Source organism: Enterococcus sp. UD-01, assembly GCF_044909655.1.
Taxonomy (GTDB): domain Bacteria; phylum Bacillota; class Bacilli; order Lactobacillales; family Enterococcaceae; genus Enterococcus_L.
In genome coordinates this window covers 46,075-68,906 of record NZ_JBIYEU010000008.1, presented here as the reverse complement: position 1 = coordinate 68,906, position 22,832 = coordinate 46,075, and the positions used below count along the sequence as shown (strand labels likewise).

Annotated in this window: 24 protein-coding genes and 1 tRNA gene; 4 read left to right on the top strand and 21 right to left on the bottom strand. The window is 38.1% G+C overall.

The features are described from left to right. Positions 1 to 73: 73 nt before the first annotated feature. From ABH902_RS08800 to map, 6 genes are all read right to left on the bottom strand, one after another. Complete coding sequence (locus ABH902_RS08800) at positions 74 to 787, bottom strand: glycosyltransferase family 2 protein (RefSeq protein WP_404590342.1); 714 nt, start codon at positions 785 to 787, stop codon at positions 74 to 76. Further along, positions 788 to 1,618 carry a glycosyl transferase family 2 gene (locus ABH902_RS08795; protein WP_404590341.1) on the bottom strand — a complete coding sequence of 277 codons (831 nt, stop codon included), beginning with the start codon at positions 1,616 to 1,618 and terminating at the stop codon, positions 788 to 790. It abuts the gene before it with no gap. Then, entirely contained in the window at positions 1,618 to 2,397 is a 780-nt protein-coding gene (locus tag ABH902_RS08790) for a glycosyltransferase family 2 protein (RefSeq protein WP_404590340.1), read from the bottom strand. The genes ABH902_RS08795 and ABH902_RS08790 overlap by 1 nt, the downstream gene beginning before the upstream one ends. A 173-nt stretch (positions 2,398 to 2,570) precedes the next feature. Further along, positions 2,571 to 3,707: a glycosyltransferase family 4 protein gene (locus ABH902_RS08785; protein ID WP_404590339.1), complete on the bottom strand. Its 1,137-nt coding sequence runs from the start codon at positions 3,705 to 3,707 to the stop codon at positions 2,571 to 2,573. 183 nt (positions 3,708 to 3,890) lie between these two features. After that, entirely contained in the window at positions 3,891 to 4,805 is a 915-nt protein-coding gene (locus ABH902_RS08780; protein ID WP_404590338.1) for a YihY/virulence factor BrkB family protein, read from the bottom strand. Between the two features lie 47 nt (positions 4,806 to 4,852). Continuing rightward, positions 4,853 to 5,617, bottom strand: coding sequence for a type I methionyl aminopeptidase (gene map / locus ABH902_RS08775; protein ID WP_404590337.1), 765 nt, complete (start codon positions 5,615 to 5,617; stop codon positions 4,853 to 4,855). A gap of 248 nt (positions 5,618 to 5,865) precedes the next feature. Here map and ABH902_RS08770 point away from each other — a divergent pair, with 248 nt between their 5' ends. Continuing rightward, positions 5,866 to 6,309: a flavodoxin gene (locus tag ABH902_RS08770; RefSeq protein ID WP_404590336.1), complete on the top strand. Its 444-nt coding sequence runs from the start codon at positions 5,866 to 5,868 to the stop codon at positions 6,307 to 6,309. A 49-nt stretch (positions 6,310 to 6,358) separates the two neighbouring features. Here ABH902_RS08770 and ABH902_RS08765 read toward each other — a convergent pair whose 3' ends face one another. Further along, positions 6,359 to 6,931, bottom strand: coding sequence for a TetR/AcrR family transcriptional regulator (locus ABH902_RS08765; RefSeq protein ID WP_404590335.1), 573 nt, complete (start codon positions 6,929 to 6,931; stop codon positions 6,359 to 6,361). 254 nt (positions 6,932 to 7,185) lie between these two features. Here ABH902_RS08765 and ABH902_RS08760 point away from each other — a divergent pair, with 254 nt between their 5' ends. Both ABH902_RS08760 and ABH902_RS08755 read left to right on the top strand, forming a co-directional pair. Then, a complete protein-coding gene (locus tag ABH902_RS08760) occupies positions 7,186 to 8,421 on the top strand; it encodes an aminopeptidase (RefSeq protein ID WP_404590334.1) in 1,236 nt (411 codons plus the stop codon). 192 nt (positions 8,422 to 8,613) lie between these two features. Next, complete coding sequence (locus tag ABH902_RS08755) at positions 8,614 to 9,258, top strand: uracil-DNA glycosylase (protein ID WP_404590333.1); 645 nt, start codon at positions 8,614 to 8,616, stop codon at positions 9,256 to 9,258. Positions 9,259 to 9,459: 201 nt separating this feature from the next. On the opposite strand, the gene ABH902_RS08750 is transcribed toward ABH902_RS08755, so the two are convergent. After that, positions 9,460 to 10,311: a hypothetical protein gene (locus ABH902_RS08750; protein ID WP_404590332.1), complete on the bottom strand. Its 852-nt coding sequence runs from the start codon at positions 10,309 to 10,311 to the stop codon at positions 9,460 to 9,462. Positions 10,312 to 10,692: 381 nt separating this feature from the next. Here ABH902_RS08750 and ABH902_RS08745 point away from each other — a divergent pair, with 381 nt between their 5' ends. Beyond that, positions 10,693 to 11,775, top strand: a complete 1,083-nt coding sequence (locus tag ABH902_RS08745; protein WP_404590331.1) for an acyltransferase — start codon at positions 10,693 to 10,695, stop codon at positions 11,773 to 11,775. A gap of 89 nt (positions 11,776 to 11,864) precedes the next feature. Here the strand turns inward: ABH902_RS08745 and ABH902_RS08740 are convergent. From ABH902_RS08740 to ABH902_RS08680, 13 genes are all read right to left on the bottom strand, one after another. Next, positions 11,865 to 11,938: transfer RNA gene (locus ABH902_RS08740), tRNA-Arg, on the bottom strand. A 196-nt stretch (positions 11,939 to 12,134) separates the two neighbouring features. After that, positions 12,135 to 12,548 (bottom strand): DUF3284 domain-containing protein, encoded by a 414-nt coding sequence (locus tag ABH902_RS08735; RefSeq protein WP_404590330.1) that lies wholly within the window; start codon positions 12,546 to 12,548, stop codon positions 12,135 to 12,137. Beyond that, entirely contained in the window at positions 12,548 to 12,745 is a 198-nt protein-coding gene (locus ABH902_RS08730) for a DUF3188 domain-containing protein (protein WP_404590329.1), read from the bottom strand. Before ABH902_RS08730 ends, ABH902_RS08735 begins: the two co-directional genes overlap by 1 nt. A gap of 21 nt (positions 12,746 to 12,766) precedes the next feature. After that, complete coding sequence (locus ABH902_RS08725; protein WP_404590328.1) at positions 12,767 to 12,985, bottom strand: hypothetical protein; 219 nt, start codon at positions 12,983 to 12,985, stop codon at positions 12,767 to 12,769. A 74-nt stretch (positions 12,986 to 13,059) separates the two neighbouring features. Then, complete coding sequence (locus tag ABH902_RS08720) at positions 13,060 to 14,514, bottom strand: PTS sugar transporter subunit IIC (RefSeq protein WP_404590327.1); 1,455 nt, start codon at positions 14,512 to 14,514, stop codon at positions 13,060 to 13,062. A gap of 123 nt (positions 14,515 to 14,637) precedes the next feature. Further along, positions 14,638 to 14,958: a PTS lactose/cellobiose transporter subunit IIA gene (locus tag ABH902_RS08715; RefSeq protein ID WP_404590326.1), complete on the bottom strand. Its 321-nt coding sequence runs from the start codon at positions 14,956 to 14,958 to the stop codon at positions 14,638 to 14,640. Positions 14,959 to 14,982: 24 nt separating this feature from the next. After that, the gene (locus ABH902_RS08710) at positions 14,983 to 15,303 is read right to left on the bottom strand and encodes a PTS sugar transporter subunit IIB (RefSeq protein WP_404590325.1); all 321 of its coding nucleotides are present in this window, start codon (positions 15,301 to 15,303) and stop codon (positions 14,983 to 14,985) included. Positions 15,304 to 15,594: 291 nt separating this feature from the next. Further along, positions 15,595 to 16,869: a PTS sugar transporter subunit IIC gene (locus ABH902_RS08705; protein ID WP_404590324.1), complete on the bottom strand. Its 1,275-nt coding sequence runs from the start codon at positions 16,867 to 16,869 to the stop codon at positions 15,595 to 15,597. Between the two features lie 93 nt (positions 16,870 to 16,962). Continuing rightward, on the bottom strand, positions 16,963 to 17,280 hold the full coding sequence (locus ABH902_RS08700) for a PTS lactose/cellobiose transporter subunit IIA (protein WP_404590323.1): 318 nt from the start codon (positions 17,278 to 17,280) through the stop codon (positions 16,963 to 16,965). A 21-nt stretch (positions 17,281 to 17,301) separates the two neighbouring features. Next, the gene (locus ABH902_RS08695; RefSeq protein WP_404590322.1) at positions 17,302 to 17,625 is read right to left on the bottom strand and encodes a PTS sugar transporter subunit IIB; all 324 of its coding nucleotides are present in this window, start codon (positions 17,623 to 17,625) and stop codon (positions 17,302 to 17,304) included. Between the two features lie 147 nt (positions 17,626 to 17,772). Beyond that, positions 17,773 to 20,490, bottom strand: a complete 2,718-nt coding sequence (locus ABH902_RS08690; RefSeq protein ID WP_404590321.1) for a sigma 54-interacting transcriptional regulator — start codon at positions 20,488 to 20,490, stop codon at positions 17,773 to 17,775. A gap of 17 nt (positions 20,491 to 20,507) precedes the next feature. Beyond that, entirely contained in the window at positions 20,508 to 21,797 is a 1,290-nt protein-coding gene (locus tag ABH902_RS08685) for a DEAD/DEAH box helicase (protein ID WP_404590320.1), read from the bottom strand. Positions 21,798 to 21,823: 26 nt separating this feature from the next. Further along, the gene (locus ABH902_RS08680; RefSeq protein WP_404590319.1) at positions 21,824 to 22,825 is read right to left on the bottom strand and encodes a Gfo/Idh/MocA family protein; all 1,002 of its coding nucleotides are present in this window, start codon (positions 22,823 to 22,825) and stop codon (positions 21,824 to 21,826) included. Positions 22,826 to 22,832 lie beyond the last annotated feature (7 nt).

Genomic DNA, 22,832 nt, shown 5'->3' with positions numbered 1-22,832 from the left:
TTATTATTGCATTATTACTAATCGTTGTCATTCATTTTGAGAATATTTTACAAAACTGTAAAATAGCAGCGCCCTACAGCTTCAAAAACAAGCGTTTAAACAAAACATAGCTTAAATCACATCGCCATTTCAGCTGCTGCCAAAAAGACGCTTTCGTCTGAATTTCACTTGCATTGCCGCCATGTCGGCGGTACAAAGTAAGCGGCTGCGCGACTAATGCACTTTTCTTTTTATAAGCCGCAATCAGCCCCAGCCACATATCATGCATCGGTACTTTGGCAGGAATCGGCAGAATTTTTTCTTTTAAATGACTGCGAAACGCCATACCGGCGCCAATATATTTATTTTTCACAATATTGTGTAAAAAGCCCAGCTTTACGTTACGATAATTAAAATAAGAAGGCTCAATAACTTCCAGCTGTTCATCCACAATGACTAAATCACTGACGACTAAATCAATTGTCGGATGTGCAGCAAAATAGGCCAGCATTGTAGCTACTTTTTCAGGAAGCCAGACATCATCCTGATCGGCCAAAAAAATCAAGTCTCCTGCTGCCTGCGTAATTGCAAATTCAAAATTGGCAATCACTCCCCGCCCGGGTCCTTCAAAGAACTTGATGCGCGTATCGTTAGCTGCGTAGTCAGCAATAATTGATACTGTCCCATCTGTCGAACCATCATCTGAGATAATCAGCTCATCATCGGCACCAATCTGAGGCAGGATACTATCCAGCTGTTCTTTTAAATATTTCTCTCCATTAAATGTCGCAATACAAACTGAAATCATTTAGCGTCCTTTCATTAGTAGTCGATATTCTGACCAAGTGCGCCGCCAGATGCTGCGGTTTCTCACACGTAAGAATTGTTTAATTGTTCGTAAAAAAAGCTGTCTTTTGTGAGCGCTGAGTTTTTCTCGATCATACTCTTGATAAAACAACGTTTCTGCCTGAATAATAGATTCATACCGTTTTATCGATACCTTTTCATAATCCAAGACAGATAAATCATGGGTCAAGCGCTCTGGCAGCACCTTCACTTTGATCCCCATTTGATATAGGGCAAAAAAAAGCCAGTGATCTAAAAAATCCAAGGGAAAATCTACGTTAAAAGAACCCAGTTTTATTAAAGCCTCTTTTGTCAAAACAGTTCCCGAATTAATTGCCATTAGTCTTTCTTTGTAAACACCAGCGACAGGTAATGCAGAAGCTCGGCCAACATATTGATCTGAAAAAACTGGCGAAATTTGCCGTTCTCCTGAATAAATTAGCGGAACATAGGAGCCAATCTCTTGATTCAGCGGTTCTTCTATTATTGTATCTAAATAGGCAGCTGAAAGAGCCGTATCTTGATCCAACAACAGCAGCAAACTTGCCGCCTGTTCTTTTAACAACTGCAGACCAGTATTGTAAGCCTTAGCCAAACCAGAATTTGTTGGATCATGGTGATAATAAACATTCGGTAAATCAAATAGCTCATCCTTTTGAGCAGTAAGACTATTATCATAGACCAGCAAAAAAAGCTGCTGTTGTTGAAGTCGCTCTTTCAACAGCTGATAGCTGGCACTTTGCGAGAACTTGGTTTGATATAAGACAATCGTAATCACCAGCTTATTCATCACTAGAAAAACCTCCAGCCCCACTTATTAAAGAACTTCGCCATAGATTGTAAAAAGATTTTAAATAACTTTTGATTCTTATGAGCCCCTTTTTCATAGAGGTGAATCACCGTTTCAAAAGGCGTATATAAAATCTTGTAGCCCTTTTTGCCAAAGCTTAAGCAAAGATCATTATCTTCAAAATACATAAAGTAGCGTTCATCAAAACCACCGACTTCACGAAACTTCTCTATATCAATCATCATAAAACAGCCCGAGCCCATCTTAATAAAAGAAGTCTGATCATCCGGCAAATCCCGACATTCAAAATAACTGAGCCGTTTATCAAACAGTTTTTTGACAAACTGAAAAGGAATAAACCGCAGCATATAGTCAAAAACATCCAGCTTGCGCCGTACTAAATATTGAGTCGTGCCATCCGGATTCAATACTTTAGGACAAACCGCTGCGACCTGTTCTTCCTTTAAACGCTGAAGCATTTGATCCAAATCTTTTTTTTCAACCGTAATATCCGGATTAAAAATGATGCCGTATTTTGAAGTAGATTGTTCAAAAACTTGGTTATGCCCATAGCCGAATCCTTTATTTTCAGAAGAGCGATGAAGGGTGATCAGTGAACTATAGTCTTCCAACCTTTTTAAATACTCTTCTTTTGAGGCATTATCAAATAGATGGATGTCATAATTTGAATTTGCTCCCAACTCTTTTTTTAAATGATCGAGCACATCAAAAATATGACGGCTATTATGAGTAACAATGGATATCGTTATTCTTTCGTTCACGTGTCTTTTTACACCTCGTTTACAACCGGATGAATCTCCCCTCATCCTAAATAGCACCGAAACTTCTTGTGCTTAAGTGAAACTCATTTTAAAATACGTGTTCATTCGTGTTCATTTCTGTTGAACAAATTATAACATACTCTCTAAGCGCTCTATATCTTTCTATTAGGAATTTACTTTTTTTTAGAATGTTTCCCTAAACGTTTTTCTAATTGCTGATGGCGGAATTCTCGATTGCCGAACATACGCAAAATATACATCAACGGCTGATGATCCTCACCAACCAAACCAATCATTTCAATAAACAACTCTAAGCCAATCGCACTAAATACAATCAACAGAATTGAGCCAACATTGCTGGCATAGCTAATTAACAACGCCACAAAAGAAAACACTAATGCTAAGCCATAAATCGTCATTACTGCACCCTTATGCGTAAAACCTAACGATAACAAGCGATGATGCAAGTGCATTTTATCAGCGGATGAAATTGGTTTCTTGTTCATTACCCTACGAATAATTGCGTATACCGTATCTGTGATCGGCACACCTAAAATGATCATCGGTGTAACTACTGTAATAAACGTTGCGTTTTTCAACCCTTGTAAGGATAATACTGCAATCATAAAGCCCAAAAACAAGGCACCGGTATCTCCTAAAAATATTTTTGCAGGATAAAAATTATACGGAAAAAAACCAGCAATACTGGCAACCAGTATAAAAATGACGATCGGGATAAAAACTGTTTTAGCGTGCAGGAAAAAATACCCAATCACACCAATCGTTGCCAAGCTTATAATCGATACTCCAGAAGCCAAACCGTCCAAGCCGTCAATTAAATTGACCGCATTAGTAATTGCTAAAATCCAGAATAACGTCAACGGCAAACTTGCCCAGCGCAAATCAATATGACCTAAAAGAGGCAAAGTGACTGCATCGATGCGAATCTTAGCCACAAAGTAAATCACTAAAGCACCCAGTAAAATGCCTACCGTCTTTTTTTTCGGCGAAAGCTCATAAATATCATCTAATAAACCTGTAGCAACTACAATTCCCGCTCCTAAAAGAATCGGTAAAATATACGCTCTCGGTATAATGGACTGAAATAAGACTAAACAGGAAAAAGCAAAAACAAAATAAATACCTAAACCGCCGGCTGTCGGCATATTTTTAACATTAATTCTTCGTTCCCCCGGAGCATCAAAAGCGCCAATTCTAAACGCCAGCAACTTGATAATCGGTGTTACAATCAACGATAAAATAAACGTCAAGAAAAGACGAATAACAATTTCATAAATAAACATCGACATAGCGGAACCTACTTTCTTAATACACAAGGTATATTATACCGAATCATCCTACTTTTACAAGTTGGAACAGGTGTTTCCACCTATGAAACAGCCTTGTTAAACAGACGAAATTCCTGCCTTATGCAGAGGTAGAAAGAGCAAGTCCAATTGACTTCATTCTCCCTAGTTCTTTTCAGCAGGAAATCATTTTTTAAATTTTTCTTTTATTTTATCCATCAAGCGATTGAGAACACCGTAACGATGCTCGATTTTTTCGTGAGAAAAATATTCCTTCACAACTGCATTAATAATACCGCCTAAAATAATAATAGTAGCAGCAAAATTCAGCCACAGCATCAACACAATAAAGCTTCCAATAATCTGATAGCTGGCAATTTTAGAACTGAAATACTTAATGTATAACCCAAAAGCTTGCGACAATAGCATCCAACCTGCCGTTGCAAAAATTGCCCCTGGAATAATCGAACGAAAATTCAGTCTCGCATTCGGCACCACCCGATAAATTAAACACATAATAACCAAAAGAACCAGTGAAGTCAGCGGCCATTTTAAGGCTTGGAAGGTGTCAATAAAATCCGTGGAAAAATGCAAAATTGGTTGTAAAAGATCCAAAATCGTTTTCCCCAGACCTAAAACTCCGACAACCCCGACGACTGCGGTTAACAGTAGCACAATAACAAACAAAGACATTAACCGAACTATAATGAAGTTTTTCCGCTGCTCTACACCAAAAGCCTTATTCATCGCGATCTGCAGTGCATTAATACTTTGACTGGCACTCCACAAAGCGGCCAACGCTGAGATAGAGAGCAAACCGCCGGATCTTTGGGTCAAAAGCGACTGAATTGCAGATTTCAAATCATTAAAGATAGATTTAGGAATCGCTTCAGCAATATAGGGCAACACCGCATTGGGATCAATATGTAAATACGGCAGGATATTTCCTACCGCTATCAATAGAGGGAATAAGGACAAGAGCAAATAATACGCAACCACCACTGAGGTATTGCCAATTTCTGAATCAACCATTCGCCGCTGCGTGGTTTCGATAAAACGCATCAGACTTTCATTGTTTTTCACCTTGTCCACCAGTTTCATAAAATTCTCCTCTAATTAAGTTCATTATTACTGTGCATTTTTACAGTTTAATAGGTTAATTCTTCCCCTTGAGAGGTCAAAATTTTCGGCCCTTCTTTCGTTACCGCCAACGTATGTTCAAATTGACAGCTAAGACCACCGTCCAAAGTATACGCCGTCCAGCCGTTCGGATCCATTTTCATGCGCCAGGTTCCTGTATTAACCATCGGCTCAATGGTAATGACCATGCCTTCTTTTAAACGCAGCCCTTTACCGGCTTCCCCATAATGAGGAATTAACGGACTTTCGTGAATCGTAGGACCCACACCATGACCAACAAAATCGCGAACCACTGACAAGTTTTCACTTTCAACATAAGTTTGAATGGCATGACCGATGTCGCCAATGCGATTACCGACTTTCGCCTGTTCAATCCCTAGATATAAAGCTTTTCTTGTCACTTCCATTAAATGATCCAATTCAGGAGTGGATTGCCCTACTACATATGACCAACAAGAATCTGAGATGCCGCCTTTTAAATCAATACACATATCCACTTTGATTAAATCGCCGTCTTTTAACGGCTTTTTACGTGGAAACCCGTGACAAATTTCATCATTAATACTGCAGCAAGTAGCGTACTTATAATCTTCAAAGCCAATTTGCGCAGCGATTCCACCATGACTTTCAATAAAATTTCTCACAAAAACTTCTATGTCCCAGCTGGTAATCCCAGGTTTAATAAAGCTTCTTAATTGACGGTGAACCTCTGCCAACAAAGCGCCGGACTCATCCATCATTTCAATTTCTCTCGGTGATTTTAAGGTAATCATTTCATTATCGTCTCCTAATCTTAATACTAAGAGTATTTTATCATAATTTATGAAAATTACACTGAAAAGTAGCCGCAAAAGGCAAATTCCTTTTATTTATAAGATAGGAATGAAAAAATCCAGAGAAAAACTGCTCATTTTTCTTTTTTTCATTCGCTAGTTTTCAAGAGAAACCTTGATTTTGCAATTTACATTCCTTTTATACTTCTGATATAATCAAGATTGAATTATTTGAAGGAGGAAATCCAATGACCTTAGCTAAGATTGTTTATGCAAGCATGACTGGAAATACAGAAGAAATCGCAGATATCGTAGCGGAAGCTCTTGAAAATTTAGATGTTGACGTTGAAATGAATGAATGCACTCAAGTTGATCCTGAAGACTTCGAAGATGCTGATATCTGCATCGTTGCCACGTATACATACGGAGACGGCGAATTGCCTGATGAAATCGTTGATTTTTATGAAGAATTACAAGAAATTGATTTATCCGGAAAAATTTACGGAGTTTGTGGTTCCGGTGATACCTTCTATGATGATTTTTGTAAATCGGTTGATGACTTTGAGGCTGCTTTTGCAAAAATCGGTGCTTCAAAAGGTGCGGACAGCGTTAAAGTTGATTTAGCCGCTGAAGAAGAAGATATTCAAAATCTTGAAGCTTTTGCTAAAAAATTAGTAGAAGCAGCTCAATAAAATGACAAAGACGGAACAGCTTATTCATTAACGCAGTTCCGTCTTTTTTCTAATTATCAATATCAATCGGCTTGTCTTGCTTCGAAATTTGATCAATCGAATTTTGCATTAGCTCTTCAATCTGCTCATCAGTCGGATGAATAATACCGGATGTCATTAAAGCAGCGATCCCTGTCGCTACAATCCACGTACCCATGTGAAGAGAATTAATTTTAGCGTCATCTAAATCCGCATAGGTCGGATCTTTTTTTACAGCATTTGTGAAGTAATTATAAGAAAACTGCTGCATCCGCTCACCACCGCCATATTCTTCCAAATACAGCGCGCGATATAATTTACTTTCATTATTGGCGAAGTGAATATAATTTAAAGCTAAATCAACGATGGTGTTGCCGGTATGTTCAACAGGAAATACTTCAGTTGCTAAATACTGATGGATTTTTTCAAATAATTCTTCTTTCAGATCATCCATGTTTTTAAATTCTAAATAAATAGGTTGTGTCGAGCATTTCATTTTGGTTGCAATGTTTCTTGCAGTGAATTTCGAAAATCCTTCTGTGGCCACTACTTCGTATGCAGCATTTAAAATCTGATCTTTAGTAATTGTTTTTTTTCTTGCCATAATTCTTCAATCCCCTCTACCTATCCTTAACAACGCTTCCACATCAATACTATAGTTATTGTAACACGATTTGATATTTCTGCAAAATACTACTCTCTCTTCTTTGCGTTCATCAACAAATGGATAAGATAGCTGTTTTCTCTCCTTTTTACGTGAATTAAATAATCATAAAGCTCCGCTTGATCGTTTGAGCTCATTGACTTTACGTGTTATGATATTAGCGATTATATCCGCACAAATCAGGAGGTTATTTTATGACATTACCAAATTTTGATGAGTTATTAAAAAAATATGCACGCTTAATTGTGGAAACAGGCATCAACGTGCAAAAAGGTCAAAGCGTGGTCTTACAGATCAGCGTGGATCAAGCGCCATTAGCTCGCTATATTACGCAAGAAGCCTACAAGCTTGGCGCAGGCGAAGTGATTGTACAATGGAATGATGATATTATCCAACGTGAATTTTTACAGCATGCTGATGAAAAGTATCTAAACAATATTCCTCCATATAAAGTGGATCAAACAAACGATTGGGTGGAAAAAGGCGCCAGCCGCATTAGTGTGGTTTCAGCCAACCCTGATGCTTTAGCCGGTGTTGATGCTGATAGAGTAGCCGCTTTTCAAAGCGCCTCTGGCAAGGCTTTGGCAAGTTTAAGAAAAGCCACTCAAGCGAACAAAGTCAGTTGGACAGTTGTTGCCGCTGCCGGTAAAGAATGGGCAGCCAAAGTCTTTCCTGAATTACCGGAAACGGAACAAGTAGAAGCTTTATGGGATCAAATTTTTAAAACAACACGGATTTATGAATCCGATCCTGTAGCAGCATGGCAAGCACATGATGAAAAATTAGCTGCAAAAGCTGAAGAATTAAATAAAGAGCAGTTCAGTGCCTTACATTATACAGCGCCCGGCACAGATCTGATTGTTGGATTGCCAAAAAATCATTTGTGGGAAGGCGCCGGTAGTGATAATGCCCGCAAGGAAAAATTCATGGCCAACATGCCAACAGAAGAAGTTTTTACAGCACCTGACAGCCGCCGTGTTGACGGTACAGTTGCAAGCACAAAACCACTCAGCTATGCCGGTACAACCATTTCAGGCATGCGCTTTACCTTTAAGGATGGAAAAGTCGTTGATTTTTCTGCAGAACAAGGAGAAGAAGTCTTAGGTAAATTGCTGGAAACAGATGAGGGTGCCCGCCGTTTAGGAGAAGTTGCTTTAGTTCCTGATCCTTCACCAATTTCTCAATCTGGCATCACCTTTTACAATACTTTATTTGATGAAAACGCGTCAAATCACTTAGCCTTCGGTTCTGCTTATGCATTTAATTTACAAGGCGGAACGGAAATGAGCGAAGAAGAATTGATTGAGGCCGGACTTAATCGCAGTCACACACACGTTGATTTTATGATCGGCTCTGATCAAATGAACATTGACGGCATTCGTGAAGATGGAACACGCGTACCGATTTTCCGCAACGGTGACTGGGCTTAGTACTTCTAAAAGAGGTTGGCTGGAATTTTGATCACTAGTTATTCGTAAGTAGTGGGCGGAACAAAACTAAAAAACAGTTTTGTTCCGCCCACTCTTCTTTTTTATTTTACAGCACGTGATAGTTTCTAAGTACACGGACTTTAGGCTATACTAATAGTATAAAGTGAAGTCAAGTATAAGGAGCTGTTTTAGTTGAACTATCCCAAAGAATTAGTTAAAAAGGTAGAGAAGGAATTAGCTGGTCATCAATTAGAAGGCTTTTTATCTGGTCAAGGGCCTAAAAATGCTGTTCTAATGTTAATCGGTGAGGCGCCCGGCAAAACGGAAGTCGACACAAATATTCCCTTTAGCGGTAGAGCAGGCAAAAAGCTAGACGGCTGGCTGGAACTCGCAGGCTTAAATCGTTCAGATATCTATATTACCAGTGCTGTTCGTAGTCGCCCTTTTCACATAAAGAAGTACCAAAGTAAAACAGGAATCATCGAAACAAAATATCCCAATCGAACGCCTACACAAAAAGAAGTAACAGCTTTTGCGCCTCTTTTGGACTTTGAGATCGAAACGATTCAGCCTGAAATTTTGGTTCCAATGGGCAATATCGGTTTGCAGCGATTATTAGGAAAAAGCTACACTATTTCTGCGTATCATGGGAAAAGTTTGAACTTACCAATCCTTCATTTTGATTCTATCCAACAAAAATTAATTGCAACGTCCAATCGTTTTACTTTATTTCCTTTGTATCATCCAGCTGCTGTTTTCTATAATCAAACACTTGAAAAAACAATTCAAGAAGATTGGTTAAAGCTAGCTGCATTGATTCAGAATAAAAATTACTAGCAAAGAAGAGATTAAGCCAAATGTCGTTTAGGTTCAAGCAATTGGAGCAAAAAACGAACGATATGTTTTTATATTGATCGAATTTTATGAAATTGCCGCAGAACCTGACTTTTGGCCACCGTTTATTCGTAAGTAGTGGGCGAGACAAAACTGTTTTTTAGTTTTGTCTCGCCCACTACTTTTAGTATGTTTTTTTATTTATTAATAAGGTCCAAATAATTCAGCTGAATAGCCAATCGTTTTCAGCCCTTGGGTAATCCGATACGTTTTAACATAAATTGTTTTACGATATGGATCATTTAATTCTGCATCCACAAATTTCTTTAATGATTTTGTATCCTTAAATAACTTTAGTCCATTTTTTAGATAAGAATTTGGAACACCCAATTTTTTAGGATCTAATTCGCCTGCATAGGTTTTCTTTTCTCTAAATGAAACTTTCGATGAATAATTAACAGTTGTGTAATTCTTTTTAGGTACTAATTTTACTTCAATAGCTTCTAGGCGATAAGCATACTTAGCTGTTCCAGCTGGCAGTCCGCCTTTTTCCCAGCCCATCCAACCGAAGTTTTGCGCATGAACACGGTAAAATACATCATATTTTTTCCCAAGCTCACCTGTCAATTTAATTTGGATTGCTTCTAAACGTTTGGATTGCCCAGAGGTTCCAGAAGTCTGTCCATTCTTTTTCCAACTTTGCCAGCCAATATTTTGGATATGCGTACGATATTGAATGTCGCCTTTATAAGGTGAATTTTGAACTTTCAGCTGAATTGCTTCTAAACGCTTGGATTGCCCAGAGGTTCCGGAAGCTTTCCCGTTCTGTTTCCAACCTTGCCAACCGATTTTTTGAATATGCGTACGATACGTAACTGTTGGTGCCGACGCAGCATAAGGTGTAGCAGCGGCTTCTTCCGTTCCAGAGTCTTGAAGAACACTTTCATCACCAAAACCAGCTTCCGGCGTTACAGAAATTTGTTCTGCTGCATTAGCTGTTGTCCCTAACGTTAATGCTGTAAATGCAAAAACTAAAAATAAACTAACCTTTTTCATTTTCTCACTTTCCTTTCTTAATAACACAATAATTATATAATATGCCCAAGTTGCTTTACAATAGTAAATGCAAAAATATTATCATTTTGAAAATAATTTTTTTAAAAATATGACCAAAAACATACAAAATGATTTTTTTTAATACCAAAACAACATATAGCGGCTCTTTCTGATATTTATATTCCTTTTGTACCGATTTTAAAAAAAATCTTTTAGAGCAATTAATTCTATCCAAACAGCGTATTTAATATTAACGTAATATTACAAAACAAGATGAAAAGCTTTATTTAATCATTATCTTGCTTAAAAAAACCTTAAGTTTCTAATTACATTTGAATATCTATTGTTTTTTATTGAATGTATGTTACATTATAGTTACAAATGTTACAAAAGGAGTTTGAGGGGAAGATGTTGGCGAGGCGTTCTAATATTGAATTGATCAGGATTATCAGTATGCTAATGATTGTTTTTCATCATTATGCAGTACATAGCAAGTGGGTATTTTCTGAAGTATATTCTAATAGGCAGTATTTCATCGAAGTTATCGGAAGTTTCGGAAAAATTGGCGTAATTTTGTTTGTTTTAATTACTGGCTATTTTTTAACAGATTCTACGTGGAAACCTAAGAAATTAAGCAAGTTGTGGGGTTTAGTCACTTTTTATTCACTATCCATCTACTTACTTTTTCTTTTTTTAGGTAAGATTCAATTAAGTAAATACGGATGGGGCTATCTTTTTCCAATCCCCCTATCCCTTTATTGGTTTCCAACGTATTTTTTCTTTTTATATTTATTGCTACCAATGCTTAAAACATTTGTAGCAGCCGTTGATAATAAAAAAATCTTGTCTTCACTGATATTTTTTATTTGTGCTGCTCGACTGTCTGCCGTGTTAAAAAACGTAACAGATTATGGTACTAGTTTTTCACTGGATAAATTATTTTTAATGATCATTTTTGTTCTGATCGGCTATTTAATCAAAGAATACGAAGATCAAATAATAGAAAGACATACAGCATTGCTGCTTATTCTTGGCATTTTTTCATTTGCATTAATCATAGCGGGACCAAAGCTGATAAACAGCTTGAACGATTCCTTTGCTTTGCATTTTTCACATTATTTCCTAGCTGAATTAAACAGCTTGACTGCGTTAGTCTTTTCAGTTTGCCTCTTTATCTTGTTGTTAAAGGTGAACATCCAGAGCCTTCTAGCAAAGCTTTTAGGGTCATGTATGTTTGCAGTGCTCCTAATTCATGATAATCCCATTGTTCGAGATACATTATGGGTTCAAACCTTTAAAAATGCAGAACACTTTTTAGATCCTTGGCCACAATTTATCTTACGTGCAGTAGCTGAGCCATTGCTTGTATTTTTTCTGTGCGTACTTATTGAATTAGCAAGAAAAACAATCCTTAAATTCCTAAGACGCTTTCGTTCAACTGAACTAGCCAAAAATCCCACTTGAAGAGTTGAGTAATACAGCTTACTGAAATTGCATGTTGATCTACTTCAAAAATAAAAAAACTTTAAGCCAACGACTTAAAGTTTTTTTTACGTTCCCGACTGGAATCGAACCAGCGACCTATCGCTTAGGAGGCGATTGCTCTATCCTACTGAGCTACGAGAACATACTCAATTATTTTAAATTTCTTTTAACTATGTGTCAACCTCAAACAAAACATCCAGAGCCACTAGGTTGACTCAATAAAGCAATTTTTTTGATTCCCTGTGACTTTTCATAAAATACTAAGTCAGTATAACGCATTTCACAAATCGTTTATGTTTGCTTGACTGTGCACAAAAAAAGAGTGCTTATCAACACTCTTAATAAGATTCTTCAATCATTTGTAGCATTTTTTTAAATTGACGCTTTTTAAAATACATTAAAATCGTTCCTAAAATAGCATCGTTCATTTTTTGTAAAAAACCAAAGGATTCCATTTTTTCTTGATAATGAATTTCGCAGGATTTCTCATCAATCGGAACAATATCATAAGCTACTGAAAAATCATTTTTAGTTGTGGAGGTTCTAAAGTGGTAAGCAGTGTTATCGACAACCTTTTCGACTTTAATTTTGGCCCGACTGTTTTTAGAAAATGATTTTACATATTCAAAATTGTTCAATTGTTTTTTTGTCAAACTTTTCCCGGTGTGCTTGCGAATATCAAAAAGAACAGAATCAATCACTTTTTCATAAAAGTAAGGCGCCGGAATGTTTAATTTTTTAGTAATTTCCATTATTTCTTCACCTCTTGCTGTTTCTTCTCTTTATTTTCTTCATTTTTCTTTCCTTTGAAAAAGATATAGCCACCGGCCACAACTAAAAAGAAACCAGTTGTCATGCTTAACAAATCATAGGTCATTGTAACAGGATTCAACGTAAATAAAATTATCAAAAAACCAATACTGCACATAAATAAGCCGTTTCTTACCATTTTACATCCATCCAATCTTTTTTAAACTGCCGCTGCTTGGAAAAATAATACGCTGCCCCAAGATTGTTCTTTAATTAATGCTTTCGCTTTGGCCGCCGCTTCCTGTGGCTCACCCGTTACTTCAAAAAATAATTTGATTCCTTGTTTTTTTGAGAACTTGTATGTAAAATCACCGCCGTCATAGCTTTCTAATAACTTCTTGATTTCTTCCTGCTGCATTGCACTTGCAATTGTAATCATTGTTTTTGCTCCTTCACTTATAAAGCCGTTGCTTTCACCTTTAGATGAAAGCAACCTGCTTCATTTTTTATTGTTTATTCAAAATCAGTTGGTTCCATTTTATTCGCTGCAATCACGAAAGGTGTCCAAATAAAGAATGTGACAACCATGCACACTAGCGTAACAATCGGTGCACGCCAGTCAGCTCCTGTCGCTAAGAATGAAAGCAATAGCGGTGGAACAACCCACGTTACTTGTTGAGAAACCGGGGCAACTAAACCGAAGTAGGTTGCCAACCAGCCAATCGTTGTTGCTACTACTGGAGCAACCAAGAACGGTACAAACATAATCGCGTTTAATACGATTGGTAGACCAAACATAATTGGTTCATTAATGTTAAAGATACCAGGTCCTAATGACAATTTACCAACCGTTAGATAGTCTGCTCGTTTAGAGAACAGTAAGATGGCAATAATCAATACAATCGTACCACCTGAACCGCCAAACCAGGCAAAGGCATCAAATGAACCACGAACCCACATATAAGCTTTGCCGTCTTCAATTGCTTTTAAAACGGCTGGTGTACCAGTCAAGCCTTTGTAGCCTTTTTGGAAAATATCAATGTTGATTAATTGCGCTTGGCCCCAAATACCTTCTAAAACAGGCGCTAATACGTTTGGCCCATGAATACCAAAGAACCAGAAGATCTGTACAAAAATTGTAACGATTAGTACTGCACCGATACCTTGAGATAAGCCCAAGAATGGTTCTGCAATATATTTTTGAACAAGATCAATAATTAATTGGCCATCTGCGATTTTACCAACAACAAAATTAATAATTGCAATAACGTATAACGCAATAGTCGCTGGTAAGATCGCAGCGAACGCTTTTGATACTGCTGGCGGAACGGAGTCCGGCATTTTGATTGTGATGTTTGCCAACATTAACTTACAGAAAATGATAACAGAAATTGCACCCATAATCATAACAGTAAAATACGCATTACCATTTAAATGATCCAGTTTCAACCAGCCCCAGCCGCCTGCAGTTAAGCCTTGTGCTGTTGCTGTCCAGCCTGAATCGGCAGAACCGGCATTGATTGTATTAACTAACTCTTTTGGAACAGCTGTTTCTAATGTATTAGAATAAGAAAAAGCGATTCCTTGAATTAATGTAGCAACCCCAACAATACCACCGGCTAAATCATTGACTTTATACGCTCTAGCTAAATTATAGCCCCAAGAAAAGGCAAAAACTAAGCCGGCAATTGCCAACGTACCGTTCCAAACAAATCCATTAATCCCAATAATAACGTTGATAACTGCAAAGATTCCTTTGTCGGCAGCAAGGTTTGCTGCATAATCAGAAAAGAACTGCTGAGGCAAGTCACGAATAATCGCGTTGATCATTACTGCGATTGATCCGGCCATTGTCGCTGGCATCGTGCCGATAAAAGCATCACGTAGTGCGACCAAGTGTTTCTGCGCACCAATTTTGCCAGCCACCGGCAGAATGTACTTTTCCATCCAGGCTGTTAATCCATCCATTTTTTAATTCCCCCTATAAGTATTATTTATTTAAAAAGCGCGTGCTTTTTAAAACACAGGTGATTAAAGTTCCGTTCAAAAAACTTTAATGATTTCTTCCGTTCAAAAAAGAAATAAGTCTACCTATTCATTGCTGATACGACGATACAAATCAATAATTTCTTTCGCCAAATCAGTAAAAGCAATTGAAGTCATCAGATGATCCTGACTGTGAACAGTCAATAACGTAACTTCCATATGATTTCCTTGTGCTTCTTGTGTCAGCATTCCTGTTTGTGCATGGTGCGCCTGTACTAAGGATTCTTCTGCATCAACGATTTTTTGGTCTGCCAATTCGAAGTCGCCTGCCTTAGCTGCGGCAATTGCTTCCATTGCATCGCTTTTCGCATTACCGCCATACATAATCAAGCCCATAACTGCTTCTAAATTTTGTTGGTCTCCCACGATTATTGCTCCGTTCTTGTGTATTTATTTGTCCATTAACGCGATTGCTTGATCCAATACTTTTTCACCATTCATCATGCCGTAGTCTGACATATTAATAACATCCAACGGGATGCCTTTTGGTGCTAGTTTTTGTTCAAATTGTGATTTCATAAATCGAACTTGTGGGCCTAAAAGTAAAACGTTTACATCTTTTGCCTCTAAATTATTGTCCGCATCAGATGCTGACACTGCAAAGATATCGGTATCCATGCCGCGTTCTTCTGCTGCTTTTTGCATTTTTGTTACTAATAAACTTGTACTCATTCCTGCCGAACAAACTAACATAATTGTTTTTTTAGCCACTTTTGCTCACTCCTAAAATTTTATTTGTTTTACATTTTAATATAAAGCAAGAAGCGTGCCAAAAATTTGTATAGACCAAATCCCTTTAAATCAAGGTTTTGGTCTATACATTTTGTGTACACACTAGTAAAAATTCATTACACACATCAATTTGTGTGCGTTTTCTTTGTTGATATAACGGTATTAATCATTTTTACACATTGATGCACTATCTAAAACTTATAGCTATTGCAAATGGTTTTTAGAGCTAAAAAACTCTTCCATGGCTGAGCCGTAGGAAGAGTCTATGATTTATTCTGTTACTTGAGCAGCTTCTTGTTTCAAGAATTGATCTGTTGCTACTTTTACAAATGGTAGGTAAATTAATACAGAAACAATTAGGTTTACTGCGGCAAGCACACCACCGGCAATACTTTTTGTTGCTAAGAATCCGCCGATAATTGGTGGTGTTACCCAAGGTGGCATAAAGGTTGCTCCTGGCACAAGACCGGTAGCTGTCGCTACATAAGCAATGGTAACTAGAACCATTGGTGTAATAATGAATGGAATAAACATGATTGGGTTTAACACAATCGGCAAACCAAACATTACGGGTTCATTAATATTGAAAAGCCCTGGTGCTAAACTTAAGTTAGTAATCACTTTGTAGGGTTTGTTTTTACGACCTACGATAAAGATTGCAATCAATAGACCTAAAGTAGCTCCTGTTCCGCCTAAGTTAACAAATGAATCGAAGAACGGTTTGTTGACAATATACGGAATTTGTTTACCTGCTTCTAGTGCTTTGATATTAGCGTCAATTGCTGGCACATTGATTGTTTGCATCAATGGATCAACCATGTTGGCACCGTGTAATCCGAAGAACCATAAGAACGGTGTAATAAAGGCTAATAATAAAGCTGAAGGGTAGCTGTTCGCTAAGCCCATAAATGGTTTTTGAACTGCTTCATAGAATGAAACAACGATATTGTCAATTCCGAAGCCAAATAAAATAGACGTAATTAAACTAAATAAGCTGATGGTAATCATTGCTGGTAATAATGCCGCAAAAGATTTTGCAACTGCCGGTGGAACGCCATCTGGCATTTTAATTACTAATTTTTCATTACCAACTAATCTTTGGAAAATTTCTCCTGAAATAAGTGCAATAACTAATGCAATAAATAATCCTGTTGCGTCCATACCGCTAAGTCCTCCAACAGCAAAGAATGAAGCGACAGATACAGTTCCTGCTGCAATCCCGTCTTTTCCATAAGATTTAACTAAGTTATAAGCAACTAAAAAGGCAATTAATACTGAAAAGATCGCAAAGGTACCGTTCCAGATATTTCCGCCAAAGCTTTTCCAGATTGGTGCATCATTGACGATTTTTGGAAATAGCTTGTCCATCAAATCTGCGAATCCCGGAATCGGCAGATTGTTGATTAAAACTGCCAGCGCTCCTAAAATCATTAACGGCATCGTTACAACAAACGCATCACGAATTGCCACTAAGTGCCGTTGAGCTGCAATAACTGAAGCTTTCGGCATAAAATACTTTTCCATCCACTGAACAAATTTGTCCATTTTGTATTTCCTCCCATACAATATTTATTTAAAAAGCGTAATGCTTTTCAAAACACTCCTTGTTAAAGTTCCGTTCAAAAAACTTCAACCTGATTAGTTGCTCTCAATACGACGATACAAATCGATGATTTCTTTCGCCAAATCAGTGAAAGCAATTGATGTCATTAAATGATCTTGACTGTGTACAGTCAATAACGTAACTTCCATATGATTTCCTTGTGCTTCTTGTGTTAACATTCCTGTTTGCGCATGATGTGCCTGTACTAAGGATTCCTCTGCGTCAGCGATTTTTTGATCTGCTAATTCGAAGTCACCAGCTTTAGCTGCAGCAATCGCTTCCATTGCATCACTTTTGGCATTACCGCCGTACATAATTAACCCCATAACTGCTTCTAAGTTTTGTTGTTCCATTGTCATAACTCCCTCTTTATTTTATTTGTTTTCGATTAATGAGATTGCTTGATCCAATACTTTTTCACCGTTCATCATGCCGTAGTCTGACATATTAATAACATCCAACGGAATGCCTTTTGGTGCCAGTTTTTGTTCAAATTGTGATTTCATGAATCGAACTTGCGGGCCTAAAAGTAATACGTTTACATCTTTGGCTTCTAAGTTGTTGTCTGCATCAGAGGCTGATACTGCAAAGATATCGGTATCCATCCCGCGTTCTTCTGCTGCTTTTTGCATTTTTGTTACTAATAAGCTTGTGCTCATTCCTGCTGAACATACTAACATGATTGTTTTTTTAGCCATTGTTCTCCACTCCCTGAATTTAAATTGTTTTACATCTTTATATAAAGCAAGAAGTGTGCCAAAAAAAATGTATAGACCAAACCCTGCTACAGCAAGGTTTTGGTCTATACGTTTTGTGTACACACTAGCATAAAAAAGAGTTACACACTAATTTGACGGTGTATATTCGCTGGTGGATTTAATTTTATTTTCTAAAAACATCTGTGTTAAATGCGCAATGTCTGATTCAGTAAAGGTTAAACGGTAAGCTTTTTCGATCACCATTAGATTCGTTCTGGCTACATCCGTTTCCAAACGGTTCTTTTTCATAAACTCAGCTAAATCAGGAAATTCCTTGGTCTTTTCCCCTTTTAGAATGGCTTCAACTAAAAAGGCTAAATGAATCACAATACCGGCATCCACTCCCGGTTCAACGATAATATGCATGTCTGTTTGTATTTGGTGAACAGTTTTTTGCAGCATCATGATCAGTTTGTGAATAGAATCCACTGCAGTAATCGTTCCCGCTAATGACTTCACGATTTTTTCTGTCGGTACTTCGTCTCCGGCAATGCGTTTTAAAACATTCAGCTTTTCATCATCGAAGATATCATAGGCAGAAAAGAAGGGAATATTTTGGTACTCCACATCGACGGTTCCAGCAATGGCTTTGATTTCGTATTCTTCCATTAAACTATCAATATGCTTTTTAAAGGCTTCCCGCTCCAAAAACTGCATTTGAATAATTTCAACCTTGTTTTCATCAATGACCGGTAGAATACGCTGATAAAGCTTCGCAGCAACACCTTCCCCAGTAAAACAAGTTACGACGACTGCTTTTTTCACTTCCTCCCGGTTTTGAGGACTCGTCCGAAATTGTTCTCTAATAATACTTTCAAATGACATCTGAATATTTTGGTAAATATCTTCTAAACTGCGGCCCACGCTGGCCATCCGAATCGCTTCCAGTACAATCATCGTACTCGTCATCGTAATCGCTTTGGTGCGCACGCCTGTTTCTTCAAAGATCAAGCCGCCGAATGAATTTAATGAGCCCATATCCGTCAATAGCAGCATCCCATTAACTAATTGTTTTTGATGCTCTACAACAAACGCTTTTAGCTTTTCGTACATCGTCTGCACTTCCATGGTTAACGGCATATTCATGGCGACACCAGTTTGGGTGCCTAAAAGCTCCTGCGCTGTTTTTAACATACTAGAAGCCGTGGAATCACCGTGCATTAAGACGACTACGCCAACATTGTTTTCATGAATTTTTTCTTTGCTGCCGACATTAATGGAAAGAAACATACTGATAAAGCCGATTTCATCAAACGGAATTTCAATATTATTTTCTTCTTCAATAATCGCAGATAAATCCATAGCCACTTGAAATTCTTTTTTCATTTTTTTGCGGACATTATTAAGATCAGGATGAACGATGACATGACCTTCTTTAACACGATCAATGGTACTTTGCAAATGCAAGGCAAAGGCAAAACGCGCTTTTTCATTATAGGTACGCTCTAATCTTTGTTCCGCGATATCATACAGATGATTGGTCAGCTTCCAGATCGGTTCCGGCAGCAGCTCTTTATGCACTGGATTTTGTGTCAATTCATCCACGTAATTTTGAAAATAAGTATCCATATCGCTGGAAATTAACTGTTCCAAATCAACATTTTCCAGTTCATTAGCAGATAGATTCGCTACTTTTTCTTCAATTTCGTTATATACCTGCATGTCACGCGCAGGATCCTGCGACCAGACGACTTCATTTGTACCAGGCTCAAAGGAAAGATAATTGCTTTTACTGTCGACAAAGCGATCCAAACGGTCAGATACTTCTTTAATTTTTAATAAGCCTTTTTGCACTTGCAACGGCAGATCACGTTTTCTAATGACTAAACTAGATTCATTGTGCGTCCGATAGTGTAAAAAGGATTTCGCACAGACCAATTTAAGATCACGTTTAACCTGACCAATATTGCCTTCTGCATCGTACAGCATAAACGCTAAAATCGCCTCTCTTTTAATATCAATACGCTGATTTAAACGATTGGCTTCTTGCTTAATAAACAAAGAAATAATTTCATAGCGTTCATCTAATGAACGAGCATCTAGAGACGGCAAGGTAATCGCCATCGGGATGCGGCGGTTAAAGGTTGTCAAAAAGCTTTCAGAGGATTCCGTAGTGGCACCGATAATCTGTACAGAAGCTTCATAGGTTTTACTACTCTCACCTAAAGGCCGGTAAATACCTTTATCAATAAACGTAAACAGCATTTCCTGACCTTCTGGAGGCAAGCGATGAATTTCATCAAGGAATAAAATACCGCCGTCAGCTTCCGACATCAGGCCGGGGCTATCCTCATTTGCTCCAGTATAAGCGCCTTTTTTTACACCGAAAATATGACCAAACAGTAATTGCGGATTCTGCGCATAATCCGCACAATTAAAGGAGACAAAGGGCGCATTTGCTGCTAAGGCTTTCGCTTCGACTGCAAAATGATACATACATTCCGCAAAAAGTGATTTTCCTGTTCCTGTTTCACCGAAGATAATTGTATGTAAGCCGCGCGGCGGATATAAAATTGCCGCTTTTGCCTGTTGAATACTGACCTTTAAGGAGTCGTGTGCTCCAACTAAGTTTTCAAAAGTTATTTCACTTGAACTATCGACATGAACTTTGTCTTCTTCAGGAATAGCGGAATAAATTACTGGTCGACCTTCACTTTTGATGATACGGCGCTCTTTAAAAAGTTCACTTAAATAACGGCTGGCATTGCTGCGGTCAATAGCTAATTCCGCTGCAACATCCGCTGCAGTCATTCCTGTTTTTTTCGCTTCTAATACGGCTAAAATCTCGTCTTTTCTCGATTTCATGGATAAGCCTCCTTCAATCATGACGTTTTGCTTTGGTTCTTGTTAGTAGACGTTTTTCGTCTGGCACCTTTGTTTTTACTATTCTTAGTTCTTTTTTTCGGTTTGTTTTTTTCCTTTTGAACGGGCTGCTTTACAGGCGTCTTTTTTTCAACGGGCTGTGCGGCAGGCTTTTCAACTGCTTGCTTTTCTTTTCTGACTAACTGTAGCTCACCGTCGTAAAGGAAGATTTCCTGATAAGGGATATCTAGCTTTTTCATTAGCCGCTGGTAATCTCTTTTGGTGGCATCATTCACAAACGTAATGACTTTTCCCGAAGCCCCCATTCGCCCAACTCGACCGGAACGATGAATATAGCTTTCTTCTGACAAGGGCACTTCTGTGTTAACGACATAAGGTACAGCTTCAAAGTCCAAGCCTCTGGCCGCTATATCCGTAGTTAGGAAAAGGGACGCACGCCGTTTTGAAAAAAGATCAATCGCCAGCTTACGCAAATCCTTACTTTGATCCGAGGCTAAACCAGTAACCGGTAAGCCAGCATAAATCAATTTTTCTTCAATTGTGCCAAGCTCTGCGACCTGATTAAAGAAGATCATTCCTCTGAAGTTTGGTGTATGGGCTAAACTTCTAAGATAGTCACTTTTCTTTCGTGGGGAAAGCATCATAAAGAAATGCTCAACCTTCCCTTTTGAACAATCCTGCTCAGTCACATCCAGTACATCTAGCTTTGAAGTTAATGTTTCAGCTTCTTGTACAACACGATCTGCTGTTGCAGAATAAAAAACTAGTTGGAACTCTTTTGGCGCACTCGTAATTATTTGTTTCGTTAAATTCATTTCTTTTTCATGAAACAGCTGGTCCACTTCATCAAGTACGATCGTCTGCAGTGTATGGCTTTTAATTTTCTTAGCTTTGATCAGCTCTAAAACTCGACCCGGAGTTCCCACAAGCACTTCAGGCTTTTTCTTTAACTTTTCTATTTGGCGGCTAACATTAGCTCCGCCAATTAAGGGTTGGGTTTTTATCTGGATTAAGGCAGCCCAAGCTTTGACCACTTGGCTGATCTGCACCGCTAATTCTTGTGAAGGCGCCAAAATCAACAGCTGACTTCCCTGATCTTTTTCCACTTTTAAAAGCAGCGGCAATACGTATGCTAAGGTCTTACCAGATCCTGTTGGTGAAATACCTAAAATATTCTGTCCTTCTATTAAAGGAGTAAAGCTTTTTTCCTGAATGACAGAAGGCTCGCTAAAACCAGAAGCCTGCCACTTTTTTTGCCAAGCTTCTGGTAATTGTTTAATAAATGTCATAATATTCCCTTCTTCAATAAAACCGTTCATTCTTTGTCTGCATCAAAGACGATGCCGGCACTTTTTCTTAATTGTGTTAGTACTTGATTGACATTGCGTGAAAGCTCCACCCACTCTTCATAACGGGCACCCCACAATGGATCATTAGGATTTTCCAAAACATCAGCAAAGTCATGGGCTTCTTCAATCATTGGGTTTTCTTCTGCTGTAACAGGGATCAGTTCGCGTTCTTGATGATTGCGATCATGAAATTCAGCTTTGGAAATAGCATTTACACTATCTAAAACCAATGTACCGCCGTCAAAGTAAATTTCTGAATCTAAGAAGGCATCCGCATTTTTCCCAGTTTGTAAGGTCACGTCAAACAAATCATAGCGTAAAATCGCTGTTCCCATACCGTCAACGCCCGTTGGCAGCTTGCGGGCAAAATAGTGGCTTTCATTCGGCAAACCAAACCAGCCAACTGCGGCATAAACTAAATACACACCTAAATCAGCAATTGCACCCCCAGAAAAATGAGGAGAAAAAATATTCGGCTCTTCTCCATTCAATACTTGATCATAACGAGAAGAATATTTCATATAAGTAAAATTCGCTCCGAGAATTTGATTTTTTAGCGGAAGCAAATCAGCAATCGTTTTAAAGCTTTTTTCATGAATATTGCGTGCTGCTTCAAAGAAATACACTTGCTGTTGGTTTGTCAGCTCAATGATTTCAGCCATTTCCTCCGGCGTAGAGAAAGCCGGCTTTTCAACAATCACATTTTTGCCTGCTAGAATCGCTTGCTTAGCTTGTTCAAAATGCAGTGAATTGGGTGAAGCAATATAGACAGTATCCATGTGCTCAATGCCGAAAAAGGTTTTTAAATCAGTGGCATACTCAACATCGCCGTATTCTGAGCCGAATTTTTGAGCTGTTTCCAGCTTTCTTGAATAAACCGCCGTTAGATCGTAGCGCTTCGTTTTTAGTGCCGCTTTAACAAATTGATGACTAATCCAGTTGGTTCCAATAACTCCTAAGTGAATCATCTTTATC

Bases quoted from the DNA above. Each gene is read 5' to 3' on its own strand.
- ABH902_RS08800 (WP_404590342.1), bottom strand. From the start codon at position 787: ATGATTTCAGTTTGTATTGCGACATTTAATGGAGAGAAATATTTAAAA.
- ABH902_RS08735 (WP_404590330.1), bottom strand. From the start codon at position 12,548: ATGGAAATTACTAAAAAATTAAACATTCCGGCGCCTTACTTTTATGAA.
- ABH902_RS08765 (WP_404590335.1), bottom strand. From the start codon at position 6,931: ATGGCAAGAAAAAAAACAATTACTAAAGATCAGATTTTAAATGCTGCA.
- ABH902_RS08750 (WP_404590332.1), bottom strand. From the start codon at position 10,311: ATGAAAAAGGTTAGTTTATTTTTAGTTTTTGCATTTACAGCATTAACG.
- ABH902_RS08785 (WP_404590339.1), bottom strand. From the start codon at position 3,707: ATGTCGATGTTTATTTATGAAATTGTTATTCGTCTTTTCTTGACGTTT.
- ABH902_RS08760 (WP_404590334.1), top strand. From the start codon at position 7,186: ATGACATTACCAAATTTTGATGAGTTATTAAAAAAATATGCACGCTTA.
- ABH902_RS08730 (WP_404590329.1), bottom strand. From the start codon at position 12,745: ATGGTAAGAAACGGCTTATTTATGTGCAGTATTGGTTTTTTGATAATT.
- ABH902_RS08770 (WP_404590336.1), top strand. From the start codon at position 5,866: ATGACCTTAGCTAAGATTGTTTATGCAAGCATGACTGGAAATACAGAA.
- ABH902_RS08680 (WP_404590319.1), bottom strand. From the start codon at position 22,825: ATGATTCACTTAGGAGTTATTGGAACCAACTGGATTAGTCATCAATTT.
- ABH902_RS08700 (WP_404590323.1), bottom strand. From the start codon at position 17,280: ATGGAACAACAAAACTTAGAAGCAGTTATGGGGTTAATTATGTACGGC.
- ABH902_RS08780 (WP_404590338.1), bottom strand. From the start codon at position 4,805: ATGAAACTGGTGGACAAGGTGAAAAACAATGAAAGTCTGATGCGTTTT.
- ABH902_RS08725 (WP_404590328.1), bottom strand. From the start codon at position 12,985: ATGATTACAATTGCAAGTGCAATGCAGCAGGAAGAAATCAAGAAGTTA.
- ABH902_RS08685 (WP_404590320.1), bottom strand. From the start codon at position 21,797: ATGACATTTATTAAACAATTACCAGAAGCTTGGCAAAAAAAGTGGCAG.
- ABH902_RS08690 (WP_404590321.1), bottom strand. From the start codon at position 20,490: ATGAAATCGAGAAAAGACGAGATTTTAGCCGTATTAGAAGCGAAAAAA.
- ABH902_RS08720 (WP_404590327.1), bottom strand. From the start codon at position 14,514: ATGGATGGATTAACAGCCTGGATGGAAAAGTACATTCTGCCGGTGGCT.
- ABH902_RS08745 (WP_404590331.1), top strand. From the start codon at position 10,693: ATGTTACAAAAGGAGTTTGAGGGGAAGATGTTGGCGAGGCGTTCTAAT.
- ABH902_RS08705 (WP_404590324.1), bottom strand. From the start codon at position 16,869: ATGGACAAATTTGTTCAGTGGATGGAAAAGTATTTTATGCCGAAAGCT.
- ABH902_RS08695 (WP_404590322.1), bottom strand. From the start codon at position 17,625: ATGGCTAAAAAAACAATCATGTTAGTATGTTCAGCAGGAATGAGCACA.
- map (WP_404590337.1), bottom strand. From the start codon at position 5,617: ATGATTACCTTAAAATCACCGAGAGAAATTGAAATGATGGATGAGTCC.